Genomic DNA, 21,525 nt, shown 5'->3' on the forward strand with positions numbered 1-21,525 from the left:
TCACGCCGCCCTCGGCTGCCGATAGGCCCGGATTTTTGCGACGGTGAGGTCCAGCTCCGCGTTGAAGGCATCGACCGCATCCGCGAGCTCTTTGATGTAGGCCTCGTCACGGACCGCTCGGGTCACAAAGATCGGCATCTGCGGCCAATAGACCGCGATATCGATCCATTCGCGTTCGGCGACCCAGAGTTGACCCTGGCACTGGGCCTTATGTTCGGGCGGAAACTCGCCGCGGAGAAGCGTCTCGATCAGGAGATGGGGCAGCTTGGTTTTGATCTCGACCAGGCCGTTCCCTCCGACCAGCGAATCCGGCGAAGCGCCCTTGCGGCCATTGCGGAGGAACCCGATCCGTTGGCAGGGCGTGTCGGTTATGAACTCGTAGAATGAGCGCGCCTCATCCTCCAGGATCTTGCCGCGCTCCATGTGGCCGTTGCTGAAACTTTCCATCGGCTGACCGGTGATGATCTCGCCGGCCAGTTTGTAGAGATAGGTCTGGCGGGTTTTGCTATCCCCGCCCGCGCGACCTTTCGCCATCACCGCGGCAAATTCGGAGGCGGTCGGGATGCCCATGCGTGCGCGAAACCACGCCTCGCTGCCTTGGTCGCACGCGATGATGTCGGGTGCGCTCATCACGACACCCTCTTGGCGTTGAGCATGGCGATCGCCTGATCAAACTTCACCGCCGGCAGATCCGGCAGCGCGTCGATCTTGAAAAAGCGCAGCAGCGCTGCCTTCTGTGCGCCGACGCTCTTTAGCAAGGCGAGCAGCTCTCGGATCTGATCGGCGTTGATCGGCACCGCTATTCCGGCTGCCTTGCCGTCGTCGTCATCGGAGGCTGCCAACCCCAGGGACGCCTTCAGGGTCATGCGCTGCAGATAGGTCAGCGTCGAGCCGATCGCCTGGATGCCGTTCTTCTTACCGGTTTCGTCGATCGCGGCAGCCAGCTGGTTTTCTTCGAAATAACCGTCGCGGTGCGACAAAACGCAGGTCACCTTGACCAGCGATCCCTCGACCGCCGAGCGAAACCGATAGGCCAGGCCAAAGCTGGCCAGGATGGGGGCGACCGTTCGAGCGATCTCGGCCAGATCTTCATAACGATAATGCGTGCGGCTGCGCTGCGCGGTAAAATCGACCTCGCGGTTTTTCGAGATCACCGGGATCTTGGCCTTGGCCTCGGCGATCGCGGTATCGAAGGCCTTTCGCGACTGGCTGGTTTCCCAGTGCTGATGCAGCTCAATCAGCTTCTCGAGGGTTTTAACAGTGGCGCCGCGCTCAACCGCCTGGCCGATCATGGCGAGCGGTGTGAGGGCGCAGATTGCGCCGGGCGTGTAGGCGAGCGGATTGATTGGAACGATCTGGTTCATCGGGACATCTCGGGCTGTGAGGACAATGCAGCGCAGGTGGCGGGCGTCAGCGGCGGCGTGGCGAGACGCCGACGATCCAGCGGCGATACTCCGCGGCGAGTTCGGTGGGCGTCAGGCGTCGGACCACTTCGGGCGGTGGCTGCTGCGGCTGAAGGTCCCCGAGACTGGCCCCCTGATCGAGATCGCACGCTCTGCTTGGAGGCTCGTCCACAATGGCGAGTTCAAGCGGTGAATGGCGGCGGGCGGCTATGGGCATGAGATCTCTCCTCAGGATCGAATGGGTCAATGCAGCTGCTTGGCCGCCAGGATGGCGACAAGCGCGGCCTCAAGGCGGGCGACAGCGGCGAAGTTCATGCGGTCGCGCATCGTCTCGCGCAGCAGCGCGTTCTGGATGGCGAGCGGGTTGTTTCCGAGACTGGCTGAGAGAGCGGCGCTCTCCCTTGCGCTCGCGGCCAGCGCGATACGCACTTCGGCCTCCCGGGCTTGACGCCGGGCGAATTCGGCAGCTTCGCGCTTGGCTTCCGCCCAAGCCCTTTTCAGCCAGTGCGAGCGCTGGTGGTCTCGCTCAAGCGTGCTGCGGCAAAGCTGCAGGGCAAACCGGCCGAGCTGGAAAGCCCGGCGCATGATCGCGGACATGTTGAAGATGGTTCGGCCGTCTGCCGCGGTGAGAAGCATCTGCTCTACTCCATAAACGAAATTCGTCGTTAAACGACGATTAGCGTTGTATGGTGGCAGGAGTCAACGGAAAGCGTCGACACTCGACAAAATTCGTCGTGCCGTGCTATCCCTCGCAGAATGATGACCCCAGCCCAATCACGCGCCGCGCGCGCTCTGCTCGAGTGGTCGCAGGAAGAGCTCGCCAAAGCAGCTCATCTCGGCCTGTCCACCATCCGTGATTTTGAGAAAGGTCGCCGCAACCCATCGCACAACAACCTCTTGGGGATGCGGACTGCGCTCGAAGCTGCCGGCGTGCTGTTCATTCCTGAGAATGGCGCGGGCGCGGGCGTGAGACTGGCGAAGCGCGCTGACGGGGTGAGTAGAGAATAGCGCTTTCAGTTGGCCCCAAATGGTAAGATGAACGGCCGCCGAAAAATGGCACGCGCCATCATGTTGAACGTATCGCGATCAAGCTGCCGGCGTTCCCCTAGAAGCATTCTTACTGCGCTGAGCACTGTGTACTCGTTATGCGGTCGAGCCAAGATCACGAGAAATGATCAGCCCATTATCGTTTATGCGAGCGAGCCGATTTCTGCCTGGGTAGTTAATAAGACAAAATCCGCATCGAAAGCGTCGAAACACAATCTGATGTGAGGGACCCCAAATTTGGAGTTTCCAATTGTTTTTTTGACTGAATCCGTCAGGGCAGCCAACTTATAGCGTCCACGAGTTCATCGCGATGATGGGCAAGCATGTGTCGGCGGCGGCTGGGCGTGATTTTGAAAGCAGGCGCGTCGGGGGGATTAAAGGCAGCCAATTCGGGACAACCTCAACGCCCTGAAATCTGTCGCAGCCCAGTCAGCTCGACAAAGTCTACGAGGCATGCATCCCCCTCCTGGGTCGACGCTGCCTGATGAGGTCGTGGCAATTATAAGCCCGATCCGCCTCCGTTTTGGCCTTACAGGAGGCCAAACAGATGGCAGGGCGCGCGCGCGGATCGCCTACTCTGTCCGAATCGTGACGGCTTCGTTCGTTCGGGTCAGATGAGGCGAGTAATACGGGTCGAGCGTGACATATTGCTGCCAACGCTCGTTCAGTATCTCGCTTTCCCGTTGGAAGCGGGCGCGCTTTTCAGGCCCGATCTCATAGCCGCGCGTTTTGCTTTCGAAGTGATACAGTTCGGCGAACGGTGTCCAGACGTTATAATAACCGGCAGCATGCACTTTAAGGCAGAAATCGACGTCGTTCAGTGCAATCTTCAACGCGATTTCGTCGAAGCCGCCCACTTCCAGCGCAATCGAGCGCTCGACGGCGAGGCAAGCGGCGGTAACGGCGCTTAGGTTCTGGGTCACTCGCAGCCGACCGAAATAGCCGAAATCACCTTTATCGAACCCGCGATAGGGATGGCAGGCAATGCCGCAGACGCCGACGAAAACGCCTGCATGCTGGATCGTATCATCATCGAAATAAAGCTTGGCGCCGACGCATCCCACTTCTGGTCGTATGGCGTGGACGACGAGTTCGGACAGCCAGTCCTCCCCGATCACGCTCGTATCGTTGTTCAGGAAAACCAAGACCTCGCCCTTTGCCTCCCTGATCCCGAGATTGTTCATTGCCGAGTAGTTGAACTCAGCCGGGTAGTCCGCGATCACGATCCCTTGTCGCTTGAACTCGTCGTAGAGCCTTAGCGTCTCGTAATCGGTCGATCCATTGTCCACGATCAGGATTTCGTAATGAGGATAAATGGTCTTCGAGCGGATCGAGGTGATGCAAGCTCGTATGAGTGCCGCCATGTTCTTATTGGGAATGATGATCGTCGCGAGCGGCGCGCGCTTGGGTAGGCGATAGCGAACCCTGGCGACAGGCGCGTCATCGAGAAGGGTTACGTCGCCTTCACGCCCTGTGCGCTCTAGATGGCTGGCGATTGCGCTTGCCATTGCTGCTACGGCGTAGGGCTTGGCCGCATCGCTTCCGGCGGTGGAGTTCTCTGCCACGCGCCAGTGGTAAAGGATCTTCGGGATGTGCAGGATCTGGCGGCGATCTAGTGTCTCGGTGACCTTGAAATACAGATCGTGGTCCTGAGCGCCCTCCAGGCCGAGTGTCCAGCCGCCGACCCTGAGCACGTCTTCCCGTTTTAGAGCAGCCAGATGACTGACGTAGTTGAACGACCGGAGGAGATCGGGAGACCAGTCGGGCTTGAAGTGAGCATCGAAACGCTTAGTCCCGGAGGCATCGATCTTGTCCTCGTCCGAATAGATCAAACGCGCATACGGGTTTGCCTCCGCGGCGAGCGCGACTTCGAGCAGCGCATGCGGCCGAAGCAGGTCATCGTGATCTAGCGGTATGATCCAATCGCCCGTGGCAAGGGTGAGCGATGCATTCGAAGCGGCGGAAATGTTCTGGTTCCGTGTGAGACGGGTCCATTTGATGCGCGGCTCCTCTCGGCTGAGGCTGTCCAGGAACGCCGCAATGCGAGGACTAGACGATCCATCGTCGCAGACGCACAATTCCCAGTGCGGATAGATCTGGCTCCGCACGGACAATACCGCGGCTTCGAGCAAGGCGGCGGGAGTCTCGAACACCGGCATGATGATGGAGAAAAGCGGCCGCTCCCTCAGGGCTCGCAATAGAGCGTCCATGGCGGCCCGATCATCCTCGGGCCGGTCGTCGAACCGCGCGATCCAGTCTTCGTAGCGTGCCTCCTGCCGGACGGTTCGCTGAAGGCGACGGAGAAGACCGCGTGCACCCTCGCTGCGAAGGACGTCGGTCACCCGCCGTAGCGCCGCGCCGAGCCCTCCGGCACGGCGAACTGCGCGCCAGAGCGGCTCCGTGATGCTCGGCATGACGATTGGTCTACTCCGCCGCTTGAATTCTACGGCTTTCTGCGCCGAGGGAATGATATCGATTTGACAACGAATAATGCGAGACAGTGACCCGTTCAAGCACGCCCGCTGCGATGACCGCCTTCCCCGCCAGAATGCGTTCAATTCAGTTCATGCAGGAAATGCATGTTCGCTCGGTCTCCCATCTACCGCGAAGCTCCAGCGGTATTGTCGAGAAACGCAGTCTCGACTTTCCGGGCGCCTCGCTATCCGTGTGACCGGTGGGTATGCCGCTTGCGTACATGTCCTGACTACAAAAGCTCAGGCCGCTTGTGGGAACAGGGATGCTATGTGTTGAAATGGTCGTTGGCCGGTCCATGCCTCATTTGGTGATTCCCCATCCGTGATTGTCCGTGCTTCGCCCCCCTCAAAGCCGCCGATCCTTGTTCGAGGCAAGGCCTACGCTCGCCATGTGCTGCAGAAGGTGGCCGGGCTGACGCTTGGTGCCGTTTTCGTGTCGGATACCGGCAGATCTCTGCGGAAGCGCTGGGCTGTCCGAAGAGCACGGGCCGAATGGCCGGGCCTCAAGGTGGCCATCGTCGCTCATGCTTATTACCCGGACCTGATGAACGAAATCCTGGCCTGCCAGGCGTTGCTCCCGGTCGGAACGCCGGTCCATGTCACCGTTCCGCCGGAGCGGAGCGCATTGCTGAGGGAGGCGGTGATCGGCGCGCAGGTCGTGTTCATTCATGAACACGACAATCGCGGCCGTGACATCGCTCCGTTTCTGGCCGTGCTCGAGTCAGGCGCGCTCGACGGCTATGACGCCGTCCTGAAACTGCATACCAAGCGCAGCCCCCATCTGCTGGATGGAGAGATCCGCCGCAAATTGATGTTCGACAAGCTGTGCGGCGATTGGAACGCCACTTGCCGCGCACTGTCGGCCTTCAAGCAGGCATCGACCGGGGTCGTCGGCTGGCGGCAGTGCTGGCGGGCGACACCGTCCTACTGGATGGCCAACGAAGTGCGCACGCGCGAGGTCGCTGAACGGATGCAGGCCCCTGAGGGCGCGATCCGGCTGGGTTTCTTCGAAGGCACGATGTTCTGGTTTCGCCCGGCCGCGCTGGCGTCGTTGCGTGAACTCGCCCTGCGGCCGGAGGATTTCGAACCGGAGGCGCGTCAGCTCGATGGCACTTTGCACCACGCCGTCGAGCGGTGCTTTACGATTGCGGCCTGGTCGCGCGGGTTCACTGTACGTGATCTCAAGGGGCAGGTTTTGTGATCGTCGCGAATATCCGTCGGGGCTGGGTGTTGGTTTCTCGGACAGCCAGCCGGTCTTGACCGCTACAACGCGTGGGGCGCCGCAGCTAGAAGGTAAAATGCCAGATTGTTTCAATATGGGGCCGGTAACGCCGGTGGCGGCGCGTAACAGGCGCAAGATCTTCGGTCTGCGCGGCGCTGATTTCTTCGCAGGAGATGTGGTTGAAGCGGCCACTACCATCTAAGCGCCGCGGATGCCAAGGCGCGCTGAGGCTGGATGTGACGAGCGGCACCCTGCAGAAGTCTGGGGCAGCCACGCACGCGATGGAAGTCCAGAGCAAGTTTGAATTCAGGGCTCTGCCGGCGCCGGTTCGTCAACATGCGAGCTCATTGCGTCGGAGCTTCCGGAAAGCGACTGGCGGCAAAGGGCTGGAAAGGAGCGGCGCAAGCGACTCGGCCGCCATTCAAAACTAGCATCTGCGGTCGGTTTCTCGTAGATCGCTTGGGCGCGCCTGGAAGAGAGCCATTCATCTCTCGTTGCGATCTGATCGCGCTGGAGCGGTCGATAAACCGAGGTCCCTTTTGATGGCTTACGATTCGAGCATCTCCGTCTCCGTGGTTGTCCCGGTGTATTCGGGCGAGGCGTATTTGCGCGACCTTATCGATGAGTTGGGGAGGGTTCGGGCGGATTGGCATGAACGCGGCGCGCCGATGGACCTGTCGGAGGTCATTCTTGTCGACGATTCCGCTATCGATGGATCGCCGGCCCTGCTGGACGGTCTGGCCAAGGAACACAACTGGCTCACGGTCGTCCATATGATGCGGAATTTCGGCCAGCATGCCGCAACCATTGCGGGCGTCCTGCACAGCTCCGGCGATTGGGTGGTCACCCTCGACGAGGATCTCCAGCATCCACCGGTGGAGATCGAGACGCTGCTCAAGCAGGCTGTGATCGAAGGGGGCGATATCGTCTATGCACGGCCCGCCAGCGCGGTTCATGAGGCGCGTATGAGGGACTGGGCCTCGAAAGGGTTCAAGCGGCTCATGGTGTTTCTGACAGGAAACGCGAATATCGTTCATTTCAACAGTTTCCGGCTGATCCGAGGCTCGCTGGCACGGGCGGCGTCGAGCGTCTGCGGCTATGAGACCTATTTCGATGTGGCCCTGTCGTGGTTCACCAACCGGGTCCGGTTTCGCGACCTGGAACTCAAGGACCGGCGCTTCATCGGCAGCGGGAAGAGCGGCTATAGCTTTTCTCGCCTTTTGAGCCATGCACGGCGTCTGCTGATATCGAGCCAGGTCAAGATTGTTCGCTTGTTCGGTCTGGTTGGCATGGCCATCGTGGTGGCGAGTGTCATCGGCGCAGGCGCCTTGCTGGTGGAGAAAGTCATCTCGCCCGCGAGCATCGTCGTGACCGGATGGACGTCTCTCATGCTGACGATCGTATTTTTTGGAGGATTCATCACGTTCATGGTCGCGCTGGCCCTGGAGTATCTCTCGACTCTGGTTCTCGCGGCTCATGGCAAGCCGAGCTTCTTCGCCGTGGATCGCTCGATCGATGAGCCCCTTGCACGGTATTTTGCTTCCGAAGCGGCATGATCCTGATCTTCCGCCAGGGGTATCCGGGGAGCGGCGCCTGCCAGGCGGTCGCTCTCTTCGGAGCCGGGCTCGTTGGAAGAGCCGTCGTCGACGCGCTGAGGCGTCGTGGCGGTGCAACATTCGTCGAGTTGCCGCTGGATTGGAATGACGCATCGCGACGAGCGGATGATCTGACCGGGCTGACGAATGCGCTCCTTGCGCGACGCGATACGGCCGGCATTCAAGCGCTCGACATCGTCTGGGCTGCCGGGAAAGCCGGTTTCGGAGCCGGGCCCGATGAACTGGCCCGGGAGATGGAATCCTTCAGGGATATTCTGAACTGGACGGAGTCTGTATCGTCGCTCGTGCCGGGCGCGAGGGCTGGCTTCCATCTGCTGAGTTCGGCAGGGGGATTGTTCGAAGGACAGCGCTTCGTTGACTTTGCATCCCCGCCGCAGCCATTAAGGCCCTATGGTGTGGCCAAGCTGGAGCAGGAAGGGCTAGTCGGTCGATTGCCTGCGGGGATGGTGACCCAGATCTATCGCCCGACCTCGATCTATGGCTTCAGCGGGGATGGCGGGCGGTCGGGCCTGATCAACACCTTGATCTTGAACGCCAAGCGGCACTCGGTCTCGCGCATTTTTGGTGGGATGGACACGGTCCGCGACTATGTCCTCGCTACCGACATCGCCACATTCATCGCGGCGCGGATCATTCGGCCAGGGACGCAGTCGCAAACCTATCTCCTGGCCAGCGGCAAACCTGCATCAGTGAGCGAAATAGTCCGCGTCGTGAGCAAAGTGATTGGAAATCCGCTCTACCTCAAGCTAGACGTGCAGCCTTCGAACGCCAGCCACATCACCTTCCGACCATCGGCTCTGCCTGTAGGCTGGCGGCCAACCGATCTCGAAACGGGAATACGCTTGGTAATGCGTCAGTTGTCGGGGGCGTTCGAAGCCGGGGCTAGGCAATCTGTTCCCAGGAACATAGCTCCGTCAAATGGAGGTTAAGGGACTATGGATCCCCAGCAATCACAGACGGCAAAGACGTTCGATAGCTACAAGGACACCTATTCGAACGCTGTCGATGCCTCCGTGTCGTTTACCGGGCTGTCGACGGATTTCTTCACGAAGGTGAAGGCCGACTATATCATCGATGTCACGCAGGCGCGCCAAGGAGCGCCAAAGGACCTTTCGGCCCTCGATGTCGGATGTGGGGTCGGCAATTATCATTCCCTGCTGTCACCGCATTTCAAGGCCCTGTCCGGCGTCGACATCTCCGCCGCCTGCGTGGAGACGGCCCGCGGGCGCAACGCCACTGTCGACTACAAGGTCTATGATGGCGTGACCTTGCCCTATGAGACCAGCACGTTCGACGTCGCCTTCACGATCTGCGTCATGCACCATGTGCCGCCTTCGCAGTGGCAGGGCTTCGCCCGCGAGATGCGCCGCGTGCTGAAACCGGGCGGTCTGGCGCTGATCTTCGAGCACAATCCTCGCAATCCGCTGACGATGCGCGCCGTCAACCAATGCCCGTTCGACGCGGATGCCGTGCTGATGCGAAGTGAGACCACGGAGGCGCTGTACCGGGAGGCCGGGTTCAAGGACATCGTCTCGCGCTACATCCTGTCCGTCCCGCCGGCGAATGGCTTGCTGCGCCGCGTCGACCAGCTTTTCGCAAGGCTCCCTTTCGGCGGACAGTACTACGTGGCTGCGACCGCGTGACGTTCTCGAGTTTCACACGCTGGCTGGCCCGACAGGCCGTTTCGGATCGGCTGTTGGTCAAGGCGATTCGCTTTGGCTTGGTTGGTGTTCTCAGCGGGGCAATTTTTTCCGTTGTCACGGCCCTGTTTGTCAGGCTGGCCGGAACCGATCCAAAGCTGGCCTCCGTCGCGGGCTATCTAGCCTCTATGCCTTTGAATTTCGTCGGAAACAGACGGTTCTCGTTCAGGTCGGCAGGTTCGCTCGCCGGAGATCTGACGAGATTTGCCTTGCTTCACACCTTCAATATTCTGCTCACAGTTCTGTCCATGGGCGTCGTCGTCGATCTGCTGCGTCTCCACTACGCTGTGGGAATGGTCGGGGCGATCGTCCTTGTGCCCTTGGTGAACTTCGCCGCCATGAATTGGTGGGTTTTCCGGCGACGAGGCATCCAGCGGGAGCCATCTCAGTCCGTTCGCCCGAAATAAATCACGAAAGATACTATCGATGATCAAGAGATTACTTGAGTTGCCTTTTGTATACCAATCGTTCCAAGAACTCGGCGGATTCTTCGGCGCGCGCGTGAAGGCGATCTCCGAGTTTCTCGATATCCGGCCAGGTATGCGCATCATCGATATCGGCTGCGGGCCGGGGTACATTGTAAAGTATCTCCCCGAAGGGGTCGACTACGTAGGCTTTGATATCGACGAGTCGTATATCGCGCACGCAAACACTCAATTCGGGGATCGCGGGCGGTTTTTTTGCCGTTTCTTTGATGCCGCCGCAGCGTCGGAATTCGGGCCGGTCGACATCGTGATGATGAATGGCGTCCTGCACCATATTTCTGACGACGAGCTCACTATCACGCTTGGCAACATCCGTTCCGTGCTGGCGGCGGGCGGCACCCTCTTCTCTCTCGACGGGTGTTACCGACAGGGACAGTCAGCGTTCCGCAAATGGATGCTCGACAACGATCGGGGGCAATTCGTTCGCGACGAAGCCGGGTATCGTAAAATTCTTGGTCAGAATTTCGATACTGTCGATTTACACATAAGAGAGAATTACTCTAGAATTCCATATACTTTCGTTGTTGGTCTAGCAGGGAAAATTTAATGATGTATTCGCGGCGATTTTTTTAGCCGATCGCAAAGTTACATATTTTAAAACGCGGCGACTCAATCTTGCCAGAATGCGGATCTTCGTGCTGTCGATCGGAGGGGTTGCCTGATTCTATGGGCCATATCTTCTGACGTGTTGGGCCTCGCCTCGTATGCGACGCCGTATACCTGGTCGAGCGGCTCTTCTGCGAGTTTCCCCGGGATGTCCAAGCGGGCGAGCCCTTGCTGGATTCGTCGACCTTCGAAGCGCTGGACTACAATCCCGCGCCTCTCCCTATTATCTGTTCTATTTTTTTGAGGGGCTGAATTTCTGCTTGGCGGAGGCTTCCGTTCAGGCCGCGTATATCGTCGCCGTCGTCCATATCCTGATCTTCGCGGTCACGATGACGAGTCTGATCCGGGCAACGGGCGTCGCGACCACGTCCGCTCTCCTAGGCTTGCGGTCAGCTGTGTGCGCGATAGAAGTTCAGGACGTCGGTGATCGTCTGCTCAAGCGGGATCTCGGCTTCCCACCCTAGAAGGTCGCGCGCCGCGGCCGGGTCACCCGATGCGCGCGGAATATCGTTGGGCCGAAACTTCGCGGCGTCCGTCTGGACCTCGATCTGCACCTTCGCCTGCTTCAGCAGCATGCTGAGCATCCGCCCGATACGGACCGGATTCCCTGTCGCCACGTTCAACACCGTCCCGGCCGAGACGACGGCGTCCGGTAGCGCTGCTTGAAAATAGGCCCGAACAACGTCGCGAACGTCGAGAAAATCACGTTCAGCTTCAAGGTTTCCGACACTGAGGATCGGAGGCTGCAGGCCGTTTTCGATCCGGGCGACCTGTTGCGCGAATGCCGGCAGGACGTATTCCGGAGTCTGGCTGGGTCCGCTGTGATTGAACGGGCGAAACCGGATCGCATTGAGCCCGTCCACGGACATCTGCCCGATCATCAGGTCGGCGGCGGCCTTGGTGGCGGCATAGGTGTTGCGCGGCAAAAGGGCAGCCGTCTCGGCGAGGGGGGAGGGCGACGTCAGGAAGCTGCCGCCATAGGCCTCGGAACTGCCGACGAACAAGAGGCGGGTGTTCGGTGACGCCTCGCGAATGGCCTGAGCAATATGGAGTGTGCCCAGCACGTTGACGTGCCAGGCCGCGCTGGGATCAGCCCGTGCAGCCGATGGTGCCGCTATCGCGGCCAAGTGCAGCAGGACATCGGGACGCATGGCCGCAATGGCCTGCGAGACCTGCCCGGGCTCTCGTATGTCGCCAGCGGCGGAACCGAACATCGAAACGCCTTCGATGCCTGGTATGCGCTGTTCGGCGACATGCCTCAGAAAAACGGATCCCACGAAGCCGGCGGCGCCCGTGACCGCAATCCGCCAAGGTTTGGAGTTCATGCAGGGTCTGTGCTTCCTTGGAGCTTGCCTTATCAGCGGGCGCCAGAACTCAAGTCAGGCGCTTGAGATCGGCCTCTACCATTTCCACAATCATCTCTTCCAGCGAAGTCGTGGCCTCCCAGCCGAACTTGGCCTTCGCCTTCGCCGGATTGCCGAGCAGAACGTCAACCTCGGCAGGGCGGAATAATTGCGGATCGATGATCAGATGGTCGTCGATGTTCAGTTTGGCGTGTTCGAACGCGATCTGGCACATCTGACGCACAGTTGTCGTCCTGCCGGTCGCGACGACGTAGTCGTCAGCGATGTCCTGCTGGAGCATGAGCCACATCGCTTCGACATAGTCGCGCGAATGTCCCCAGTCGCGCTTGGCGTCGATATTGCCCAGCCGGAGTTCCTTGGCGAGGCCGAGTTTGATGCGTGCCACGCCATCCGTGACCTTTCGGGTCACGAACTCGATGCCGCGCAAGGGCGATTCGTGATTGAACAGAATTCCGCTGGACGCGTGAATGCCGTAGCTTTCGCGGTAATTGATGGTGATCCAGTGGCCGTAGAGCTTGGCGACAGCGTAGGGCGAGCGGGGGTAAAACGGCGTGGTTTCGGATTGCATGCTTTCCTGGATCAGGCCGTACATCTCGGAGGAGGACGCCTGGTAGAAACGAACATGCGGGCACTCGAGGCGGATCGCCTCCAGGACATTCGTCACCGCAAGCGCGGTCACCTGACCGGTCAAAATCGGCTGCTGCCAAGATGATTTGACGAAGGACTGCGCTGCGAGATTGTAGATCTCGTCAGGCTTGACCTCACGCAGGGTCCTTATCAGCCCCGAAAGGTCGAGCAGGTTACCATCGATCAGATTGACCTTGTCTGCGATACCCAGCCACCTCAACCGGACGTCATTGACGTCGGCCGTGCTCGAGCGTCGAACGAGGCCGGAAACCTCGTATCCTTTCGAAAGCAGAAGTTGCGACAGATAGGCGCCGTCCTGGCCAGTAATTCCGGTTATCAGTGCGCGCTTTTTCATGCCATTTCTACCGTCTATTCACGCCCTATTGATCGAAAATGGCGCGGTGGTTTGCTCAGCGCCATCCGTACGGGGTCGCAGGCCGCGGCGCAAGCCTCGTGCTGCCAGCATCGGGCTCCGGCTCCAACGGCGTGATAGCTAGCCTGAAACGCGGCTCGCGCCGCGGCTCGCGCCGCATGTCTGGCTATTTCGGCAGGTAGGCACGAAGTCGTCTCCGGAATGCTCGGCGACGATGCCAAACGCTCCAGAGGGCAGGCCGTTTCAAAAGGCGCAGCTGCAGCCGGCCGCCTTGGCGCGCGCTCGTTCCAACCAGCGATTTCGAATACAGCGACCCGCCCGTGCCCATCGAGTCGCCCTGGTATTCCGGCTCCATGAGCCTCTTCAATTCCCCGTTCGCGATGACGGCCTTCAGGATTGATTGCTCATCCAGGAAGGCGAGTGGGCAGGTACCGATATGCCACCTGCCCGATGCACGCTCTGCGTAAGGATCACGCTCTAATCGCCAGTTACGGAGAACCACCGGAAGAGCCAAGATAGTTTCCGGACATCGGGGTTCATTCCCAATTCAGCCGGGCTCTGCAAATCTTTGAAGTGCAATCCGAGCTTGATGGTGTCGACACAGCGCCCACCGAGCGAAATCGTATGCTGGACTAGTTGCTGAGCAGGGCTGCTGAGCGAAATTTCTCCGACCTCCGTGTCATTGAGAGTTAGCTTCGCGGTCGCAGCAATGTAATTTCCAAACGACAGCGGTGTCACCAGAGCCTTAAAAGTCAAATTATTGCAAACTGGCTTTTCGAGCCGGCCCGCAATCGTCGTCTCTGGCCCGCTCGCCCAGCGCACATATTGATCAGCGAGGGACCAGCCGATTCCCAGATAAGGAACGCCGGCTCCCTGATTGGCCGCGGAAAGCTCCTTTTGGGTGCCCAGCGCGATGGGTCGGATTTCGTCACCTAACCTCGTAAACACCGGATCGGTCTGGTTTTTCCCGCAGACAATCAAGTTGACTGTTTCGCGGCATGTAAACCCATTGGTGGCACCGGTGACGAGCAAAGTCGGCGACCATGCGCTCTTGAGAGCGATGACAAGTGGATTCTTGGTCACGGCATCCGCTGCGATATCCTTGCTGAAGCGGTTTTCGGCATCGGCGCAGCTAGGGCCTCCACGATTCACGAAGGCCGCGTTCACCGGCAGCTTGGCCTGGGCGGCAATCAACTGCAGCTGCGCGATTATATCGCGCTCCGACATGGCTGGGCACGCGGAAGGCGGATAGAGGACGAACTCGCCATAAGACTTCGTCGCCTCGATGAATGCCTTTCGATCGACTAGCTCGGGCTTTACTTGCCATACTGCATGAGTAACGGCGAGCAACGGCCTCATATCGACCCACTGCGCAAGCACAGCACTGAGCAGGACAGCGGCTGCAACGGGGCGTGAGAAGCGCCGCGCGATAATCGTGATGAATACGATTAGGACGCAGTACCCGACCGGCCAGAAAAAGCGCCCGCTCGATCTAAAAACCGATGTTAATGTGCTCAGTCCGGGAAGCTTTCTGTAGCCCAGATCGACTATGAATCGTTGGCCAAGGTAGAGCTTGTCGGACACCGCATATACCGTCAGTCCGACAAGGATGACCGCGAGAATGGGGTTCGATGACACGACCCTTTTTACCGAGCTAAAGTAAAAAATCAGCGCGATGAGACCGATAGCTATAACCCCGGCGCCGAGATAATTGAAACCCTCATACTGGCCGCCCGTCGGGTTAAGTACGTCCGCGAAGCCCGGAATTGAACTCGACTGCGGCATTAGCGGCGACAGCAAATTCATGGAATAGACGCCGAAACCGACATCGTGGGGAAGGCTTCCCTGCCCCAGGATCCCGAGGGCAAAAGCCCAAGCAATGCTAGTCGAGAGCAGCAATGCGATCGCGATAACGGCATCGCTCGCGCTGACGCGCCGTCGCCGCGCGGCCTCGGCAATACCCGCGATGAATATCGCGGCGCACATCGCGAGAAGATATGGATTGATGCTGGCCACGCTGCCAAGAGCAATCGCCCAAAGAACACACTCCCGGCGACCCGCTAATTTGACAACCCTAATGTAAGAGAGGATCGCAAGCAGGACGACCCAGTGGGAGATGAGACCAATGTGCCCGGCGCGGGCGACAAAAGACGGCAGAATAAATAACGCTGCGCCGATGACGGCCACAAGGCGATTGGCTCCAAGCTGCGTCAGAATCAACCACCCGAGGAATGCCTGCATCCCATACGCAAGAAGTATCCAATGACCAAAGTATAGGTGAATATGACCCGTCAAGCCATAAATCAATTTCCCGATCAATGCCGCTATCGGCACTAGATCCGTATAGAAAGCGTTGATACCAGCGGGTGGATTCAGAAGATTTGTTTGAGTTAAGGGCCACCGCCACTTATCTTCGGCGAGATAAAGATAACCAACAACGCCAACGGGATTGTCGCCCGTTTCCGTCGCCCACCATTCCCATTTGTCCAGCAACATAGCTGAAGGGAACAGATAAAAAGCCAAGGATAAGCCAACCGCAAAGGCTGCTAATCCGAAGAAAACGGAGTGCCAGCGCGCGTCTGATGCGAACTTCGATTTCAACGACTTATCTGTAGTCATCTACGTTGGTTCACTTTCGGAGCGAGAATTATTTGCCAGACGAAGGCGTGGAAGCCATCGTCTCGTTTTCAATGCTGATATCGGCCGTCCCTCCGTCGAGAATTTCGGCCAAGGAGGCTTGGAAACGCATGGCGCTGTGTTCTGCCCGAATTCGGCGTTGCGCAGCATCCCGCATGTCAAGCCAGGCGCTCCGATCCCTGTGAAGTGCTACCGCAGCTTCGGCGAAGGCGATAGGCTCGTCCTCCGCCATTATCTCGCGCCCCGGTTCGAAGTTCATCTGACGCGCCATCAATCGCGTCCCGACTGTTGGCACCCCTGCGGCCGTTGCTTCAACGATCTTGATCGGGATTCCCGCCGCGAATCTCACAGGTGCCAGGAACACCCGTGCAGCATCATATGCTGTTTGCAGTTCATCAAGCGGGCCAGTAAATCGAACTCCCGGCGCGTCCAGCTGACCGTGGGCCGGATGCACATGTCCCACGACCGTCAGCGTGGCGTTCGGCAGAGCTCTTCTGACATGTGGCCAGCATTCTCGCAGAAACCACACCAGCCCATCCCAGTTTGGAGAAGCCGTTTCAAGCAGCCGTCCGATGAACAAAAATCCTTCACGCGCCTCGAACTCGGGCGCTCCCTCTCTTTGTTCCGTGGGGAAGCTTAAAACGCCCACCGGCGGCCGATGCTGCTCTGAAAAGCGATTGCGGAATATCGACGCCTCCGCTTCTGTCACGCAGACAATCGCGTCTGCGCTGTCGCAAATGGCCAGTTCGGAGGCTATCAGCAATTCGGCTTCCTTCGCGGGCAAAGGCGTTCCTGCCACCTCGGCGCGCAGTATTTCCCTCAGCGCGAATAGGGCCTCCGCATCGTAGATAATTCGCACGTCCCTGTCCTTTGCGGCGTCCCCGCGCAAATGAGTAGAAACAAAGGCCATATTGTGCGGCCGGCTAACCAGCGCCGTATCGAAATATCCTCGTCGAGCCACCATGAAATCCGCAAATCCGGGGGCCCCGTCGAGTATGATTTCGACGTTCTTCGGAATTTCAAGCCAGGTAGCGGACCATTCGATATCGGTGCGGCCAAGAGGGTAGAATACGACATTCCACCCCAGATCGGAGGCCGTCCTTAAAATCGCCTTTGTGCGGGGCAGCCCTGAGCCTAGGGAAGCGAGAGGGACGAGGTCATCGATAACCAGAAGGCACCGAGCCCGGCTAGCGGCTGCACGCCTTGCCACCAGGATATTATCAGCGCTTGGGGGAAGATGCTTCTCGCGAAGCTCGGAGGCATGGCGACCTCTGAAATGCTCTCGGTTCCGCAGGACTAAATTAAGCGTGTCGCCACGCTTATTTTCACTGCCAAATTCGAAATGATCAACAGCCGCCTCGGGTTCGTATATTGTACGCAATCCAATTTCGGCTACCCGCATGCAATAATCTACTTCCTCATAGTATGCGGGAGCGTAGATCGTGTCGAAGCCATTCAGTTTGTTCCAAACAGCGGCAGGCGTCATCAAGAACGCGCCGGAGCAATAATCGACGTCTCGACGAAACATGGCCTCCCCTGCATCGGGCTCTATCCCACGTCCATAACCTTGTGTGCTTCCGTCAGACCAAATTATGCTTCCTGCCTCTTGAAGAGACCCGTCGGGCAGGATCAATCGTCCACCGACGGCCCCGGCGTTCGGCTCTTCGTTCAAGGTCGCGAAGGCAGCTTCAATCGCGCTGGGGCGCACGAACGCATCATTGTTTAGAAGCAAAAATGCGTGTCCCCGCGCGACGCTCGCCGCGCGATTGGTTGCGGTCAAAAACCCCTCGTTCACGTCGCTCACAATGACATGAATTCCGTCGATGCGGCTCAACATGTCGGTGGTTTCGTCAGTCGACGCATTGTCAACTAGGATGATCTCAATTTTTGACGAAACCGAATTCAATGCTTGAAGGCAACGTAAGGTAAAATAAGCCTTGTTCCAAACCACTATGAGAACGGAAATCTGCGGTTCTTCGTGGGAAGGGAAGACAATTCTCGCGCCCGAATTTAGGAACTCGGTCAAATCTTTCGTGGCAATATTAACGGCTTGTTTTTTGAGGTCCTCCAAAGTGGCGCGAGATTTGGGAACCTTGCGCGCCGTCTGTGAAGCGAGCGCCTGCCTCCTATCGGCAAGTCGCTGGCGAAGTTGCAGCGTCACAGTCCACCACAGAACTTTCGCGGTGCGCCTCGCCAATCTTTGTATCGTGGGGTGCTTGGCTAGAGCGGCACGGATCGGGCCTTTGGCTTGCAAGGAAGTCGAACCGACGCCTCCGCTGAGGCTCGCCGCCGATCTATCATCTGCGGGCGACAAGCCTTCGAGCTCGCTGACAGGGGCCGCAATATCGGCGGATGGCGGCGAGGTACGGTAGGCGATCGACGCTCGCAAGCGTCGGGGGAGTTGGCCGGTCACGATCCAATAGGCGAGCTTTGCTCCCTGACGCAGGCGGCGGGCGAGGCCTGGATAACGGGTCATGACAGATCGCAAGGGAGCTGTGGCGCGCCAACTGAGCGATGCCCGCAGGCGCTCGAGTTCTTGTTGCACGCCGCCGAATGCCGTGACCGCCGCCGCGAGCTGCGTTTCGAGTTCTTTGGCCGTCCGGTGAAGCTCGGCTTCGCGCCCCAAGGTTGCCCGCAATTCGGCTTCGAGCGTCGTGGTCGCCGCGTGCAACTGCTGATTCTGCAATTGGGCTTGCGCTATCAACTGACGGGCCTGCGCGTCCATCTCGAAGTCGCTCCGATAGACGTACAGGCTGCGAGGCGGCGACGGCAGTGCGGCGTCAGAGGCGAAGGCGATAAGATATGGCGCCCGCGCCATCGTTTCGCCCGCTTCAATCTGATCGCCACCTCGAGCTTCAAAGTGTCGTGTGGGTAGGTCCTCCTGGTCGCCCTCGATGAAGGAGCCGACCAGCGAACGTTGGCTCGCGATCCGCACATTCCCGAATTGAGCGGACAGTGCGCTCTCGAACTCAGGCCGGTTCACTTCCCTGACGTGAAACGGGTTTGGTGGAATGTCGGGGCCGGAATAAATGTCGCGGTCCGGCGTGCTGATGATGAGGAGCCCATTCGGGCGCAGGACGCGGCGCAACTCCGCCAGGAAGAGCTCGTGTTCGCCGAAATGTTCGAAAGTCTCGAAGGACACCGCGACATCGATGCTGGCGTCCGGCAATGGAATCGCCCGCGCGTCGCCTTCAATGTAACGCAGATTGCCGCGAACGAACTCCGCGTTGGCGGCATCGACTACGGCGGGGTCGATTTCGACGCCGACCACAGATCGCGCCACTTGCGCCAGGATGGCGGAGCCATACCCTTCTCCGGCTGCGATATCGAGCACATCAAGGCCATCGCAGAAGTCGCGTGCCAGGAAATAGCGATGATAGTGCTCGACCGCCACCTCGCCCGAGATCGCTGATGTCAGCCTCTCGCCGCTGAAATCCATCGGCGTCGCAGCGGCTTCGCGCTTGAACGTCTCAACCATCACAGAATCTCTCGCTCACGAACACAGCAGAACGGCCGCCTGGCCTCAGGAGGTTTGCTCCAACGCAACCTTCATATCGGGCAGGCCAATGAGACCGCGGTGGTTGTGTTGCTGGAGCGACGTAAAGATCAAGGCGTCGTTGATCCAATGGTGTTGTGCGTGAACGGCCTGCGTCCCATCGGCCACCGCGACGCACACGCTGTAATGCCCATGCAGGAGATGGGGCATCTGGAACGAGAAGCGCGCTCGGAGCATGTCTCCAGGCTCCGCAGTTATCCCGGCATCTCGGTAACTCAGATATGTATTTTCGCCGAGCAGATTCTGACCGAGGCGATCCCTCACGTAAAAGCCCAGAATCGGGCTGGTTAGTGGGGCCAGAACACTGACCAAGATCTCCAGTGTGACGTCCTCGCCCCCATTGACGGTCTGGACTGCCTGCCCGCTCGCCGTGAGTAGCGCCACGCTTTTGATCTCCGCCCCGCCGGCACCGAATGACGAGCTTCCGTGCGTTCCAGTCAGTTGGCTCTCCGATACCGTTTCGCTCGTTCCAAGTTCGGTAGCGGGAGGCGAATCCGTTTCGCTCTGCTTGACGGGCGTTCGCTTCAAACTCGAATGCGAACCAAGTGCAGCATGATGCATCCGGGCGAGATAGGCTTCCGACACCAGCTTGGGTTGCCCGTCCTCCGTGACCGCCCCGCCGTCCAGCCAGATCGCACGATCACACAAAGCCAGGACCGCGGCAGTGTCGTGACTGACGAAGAGCAACGTCCCTCGTTTTGCGAAATCCCGCAGGAAGCGCATGCATTTTTGGACGAACAGTGCGTCGCCGACCGCGAGTGCTTCATCAATGATCAGGATGTCGGCATCGACATGGGCGATCACGGCGAAGGCCAGCCGAACCGACATGCCGCTGGAATAAGTCTTCACCGGTTGGTTGAGAAAATCGCCTATATCGGCAAAGGCCTCGATGTCAGGCAGGCGGGCATCGATCTCCGCGGTCGAGAGACCCATGAGCGTGCCGTTGAGGTAGACATTCTCACGCCCGGTGAACTCGGGATTGAAGCCAGCACCCAACTCCAGGAGAGCAGCGATCCGTCCGAACGTTCGCACTGTGCCGGACGTCGGCGCCAGCGTGCCGCAGATGATCTGGAGTAGCGTCGACTTGCCGGCGCCATTGCGGCCGATGATGCCAACGGTCTCCGCCTTGCGGATGGAGAAAGAGACATCACGGAGCGCCCAAAACTCTTGATAGTAGCAAGGTTCCGGGCGCCGCAGGAGACGCGCGAGCCTGGGAACAAGCGCCTGCTTGAGGCGGTCTTCGGGGCGGGCATACATCAGGAAGCTCTTGCTGACGCGCTCGACAGCGACCGCAACGTCAGAGGACATCTGCGAAGCCCTTTTGACTGCTCTTGAACCACCAATAGCCGAACGATGCCACCAGAAAGCCTATGATGTAGTATGCCGCCAGAGCTCGCCAGTCAGGGAGCCGTCCCCAGATCAGGACATCGCGCGCTTGTTCGATTGGGAGCGTCAAGGGATTGAACAGCACCAATGCTCGGTAGCTCTCGGGCAACGCGGATATCGGATAGAAAACCGGCGACAGAAAGAGCAACACCGTTGTCAGAAGGCCGATGAGCTGGCCGATGTCACGGATGTAAACACCAAGCGCTGCGACGAACCAACTCAGGCCCAGCGTGATTGCGATCAATGGAATCAGCACGACTGGAAGAAGCAGTGCTGTGACATGCAGCTGCGCGCCCCCAAAAACCATGGCTGCAAAGAGAACAACGATGCTCACGCCCGCATGAAAAAGAGCGACACCAAGTGTGACGATGGGCAGAACCTCAAGCGGAAAGATCACCTTTTTCACGAGATTGGAATGTTCGATGATCACACGCGGGGCGCGCAGGAGGCATTCGGCGAACAGGCCGTGGACGATCAGCCCAACGAACAGCACCACAGCGAAGCCCGTGCCGCTCTCCGGCTCCGAGGACGACCATCGTGCCTTGAACACCACGGCGAAGACGAAGGTATAAATGGTGAGCATAAGCAATGGGTTGATCAACGCCCAGAGCAATCCGCCGAAGGAACCGCGATAGCGCCCGGTGATCTCCCTGGCGATGAAGGCACGGATGATCTCCCGGTTGCTCCAGATCGACGATATCGCGCCGCTCCAGTGACGGCTTATGCGTTCGACCGTCTCCAACCCCGCCTCCAAAACCAAGTTCCTCAGATGCTCCGCTTGCTAGCACTATCGCTTCCGACTAGCGCGAAAATGCGAATTGCTATCCCGGGGACGCGTCTAGCGTCATTGCCGGGCACCTGCGAAGGCAGGGTCTATATCCAATCTCGGCTGGGGCGTCCAGCATCGGCCGAGCCCGACCTGAAACCCTGATCTCCTCCGGCCTGAGGGCGAGTCCTGCGTTCTATTTCTGGCCCTACGCGATCTTTCAGGGCGAACTTGACCGGCGTCTACGCGCTCTGATTGAAACC

Annotated in this window: 17 protein-coding genes; 7 read left to right on the top strand and 10 right to left on the bottom strand. The window is 59.2% G+C overall.

The window, feature by feature from the left end; genetic code table 11:
- The 3 genes from AC2FAN_RS23865 to AC2FAN_RS23875 all read right to left on the bottom strand — a co-directional run bounded on the left by AC2FAN_RS23865 (position 1) and on the right by AC2FAN_RS23875 (position 2,039).
- Positions 1 to 630, bottom strand: coding sequence for a lambda exonuclease family protein (locus AC2FAN_RS23865; RefSeq protein ID WP_485176599.1), 630 nt, complete (start codon positions 628 to 630; stop codon positions 1 to 3).
- Positions 630 to 1,364 (bottom strand): ERF family protein, encoded by a 735-nt coding sequence (locus AC2FAN_RS23870; protein WP_485176600.1) that lies wholly within the window; start codon positions 1,362 to 1,364, stop codon positions 630 to 632. Before AC2FAN_RS23870 ends, AC2FAN_RS23865 begins: the two co-directional genes overlap by 1 nt.
- A 282-nt stretch (positions 1,365 to 1,646) precedes the next feature.
- Complete coding sequence (locus tag AC2FAN_RS23875; RefSeq protein ID WP_485176601.1) at positions 1,647 to 2,039, bottom strand: hypothetical protein; 393 nt, start codon at positions 2,037 to 2,039, stop codon at positions 1,647 to 1,649.
- A gap of 123 nt (positions 2,040 to 2,162) precedes the next feature.
- Here AC2FAN_RS23875 and AC2FAN_RS23880 point away from each other — a divergent pair, with 123 nt between their 5' ends.
- Complete coding sequence (locus AC2FAN_RS23880) at positions 2,163 to 2,411, top strand: helix-turn-helix domain-containing protein (protein ID WP_485176602.1); 249 nt, start codon at positions 2,163 to 2,165, stop codon at positions 2,409 to 2,411.
- 611 nt (positions 2,412 to 3,022) lie between these two features.
- Here the strand turns inward: AC2FAN_RS23880 and AC2FAN_RS23885 are convergent.
- On the bottom strand, positions 3,023 to 4,864 hold the full coding sequence (locus AC2FAN_RS23885) for a glycosyltransferase family 2 protein (RefSeq protein WP_485176604.1): 1,842 nt from the start codon (positions 4,862 to 4,864) through the stop codon (positions 3,023 to 3,025).
- A gap of 451 nt (positions 4,865 to 5,315) precedes the next feature.
- On the opposite strand from AC2FAN_RS23885, the gene AC2FAN_RS23890 reads away from it, so the two are divergent.
- From AC2FAN_RS23890 to AC2FAN_RS23915, 6 genes are all read left to right on the top strand, one after another.
- Positions 5,316 to 6,125 carry a rhamnan synthesis F family protein gene (locus tag AC2FAN_RS23890; protein WP_485176606.1) on the top strand — a complete coding sequence of 270 codons (810 nt, stop codon included), beginning with the start codon at positions 5,316 to 5,318 and terminating at the stop codon, positions 6,123 to 6,125.
- 563 nt (positions 6,126 to 6,688) lie between these two features.
- Positions 6,689 to 7,702 (top strand): glycosyltransferase, encoded by a 1,014-nt coding sequence (locus tag AC2FAN_RS23895; RefSeq protein ID WP_485176607.1) that lies wholly within the window; start codon positions 6,689 to 6,691, stop codon positions 7,700 to 7,702.
- Entirely contained in the window at positions 7,699 to 8,691 is a 993-nt protein-coding gene (locus tag AC2FAN_RS23900; protein WP_485176609.1) for an NAD-dependent epimerase/dehydratase family protein, read from the top strand. The genes AC2FAN_RS23895 and AC2FAN_RS23900 overlap by 4 nt, the downstream gene beginning before the upstream one ends.
- A gap of 6 nt (positions 8,692 to 8,697) precedes the next feature.
- On the top strand, positions 8,698 to 9,405 hold the full coding sequence (locus AC2FAN_RS23905; protein ID WP_485176610.1) for a class I SAM-dependent methyltransferase: 708 nt from the start codon (positions 8,698 to 8,700) through the stop codon (positions 9,403 to 9,405).
- Between the two features lie 53 nt (positions 9,406 to 9,458).
- Positions 9,459 to 9,869 (top strand): GtrA family protein, encoded by a 411-nt coding sequence (locus tag AC2FAN_RS23910; RefSeq protein WP_485176611.1) that lies wholly within the window; start codon positions 9,459 to 9,461, stop codon positions 9,867 to 9,869.
- Positions 9,870 to 9,888: 19 nt separating this feature from the next.
- Positions 9,889 to 10,494 (top strand): class I SAM-dependent methyltransferase, encoded by a 606-nt coding sequence (locus AC2FAN_RS23915; RefSeq protein ID WP_485176612.1) that lies wholly within the window; start codon positions 9,889 to 9,891, stop codon positions 10,492 to 10,494.
- 448 nt (positions 10,495 to 10,942) lie between these two features.
- Here the strand turns inward: AC2FAN_RS23915 and AC2FAN_RS23920 are convergent, their stop codons facing one another.
- The 6 genes from AC2FAN_RS23920 to AC2FAN_RS23945 all read right to left on the bottom strand — a co-directional run bounded on the left by AC2FAN_RS23920 (position 10,943) and on the right by AC2FAN_RS23945 (position 21,238).
- Positions 10,943 to 11,878 (bottom strand): GDP-mannose 4,6-dehydratase, encoded by a 936-nt coding sequence (locus tag AC2FAN_RS23920; RefSeq protein WP_485176613.1) that lies wholly within the window; start codon positions 11,876 to 11,878, stop codon positions 10,943 to 10,945.
- Between the two features lie 49 nt (positions 11,879 to 11,927).
- Positions 11,928 to 12,899, bottom strand: coding sequence for a GDP-mannose 4,6-dehydratase (locus AC2FAN_RS23925; RefSeq protein ID WP_485176614.1), 972 nt, complete (start codon positions 12,897 to 12,899; stop codon positions 11,928 to 11,930).
- 495 nt (positions 12,900 to 13,394) lie between these two features.
- Complete coding sequence (locus tag AC2FAN_RS23930; RefSeq protein ID WP_485176615.1) at positions 13,395 to 15,518, bottom strand: DUF6311 domain-containing protein; 2,124 nt, start codon at positions 15,516 to 15,518, stop codon at positions 13,395 to 13,397.
- A gap of 46 nt (positions 15,519 to 15,564) precedes the next feature.
- On the bottom strand, positions 15,565 to 19,032 hold the full coding sequence (locus tag AC2FAN_RS23935) for a glycosyltransferase (protein ID WP_485176616.1): 3,468 nt from the start codon (positions 19,030 to 19,032) through the stop codon (positions 15,565 to 15,567).
- Positions 19,033 to 19,077: 45 nt separating this feature from the next.
- On the bottom strand, positions 19,078 to 20,418 hold the full coding sequence (locus tag AC2FAN_RS23940) for an ABC transporter ATP-binding protein (RefSeq protein WP_485176617.1): 1,341 nt from the start codon (positions 20,416 to 20,418) through the stop codon (positions 19,078 to 19,080).
- On the bottom strand, positions 20,408 to 21,238 hold the full coding sequence (locus AC2FAN_RS23945) for an ABC transporter permease (RefSeq protein ID WP_485176618.1): 831 nt from the start codon (positions 21,236 to 21,238) through the stop codon (positions 20,408 to 20,410). Before AC2FAN_RS23945 ends, AC2FAN_RS23940 begins: the two co-directional genes overlap by 11 nt.
- Positions 21,239 to 21,525 lie beyond the last annotated feature (287 nt).

Source organism: Allobosea sp. RIT-PG3_2, assembly GCF_057321085.1.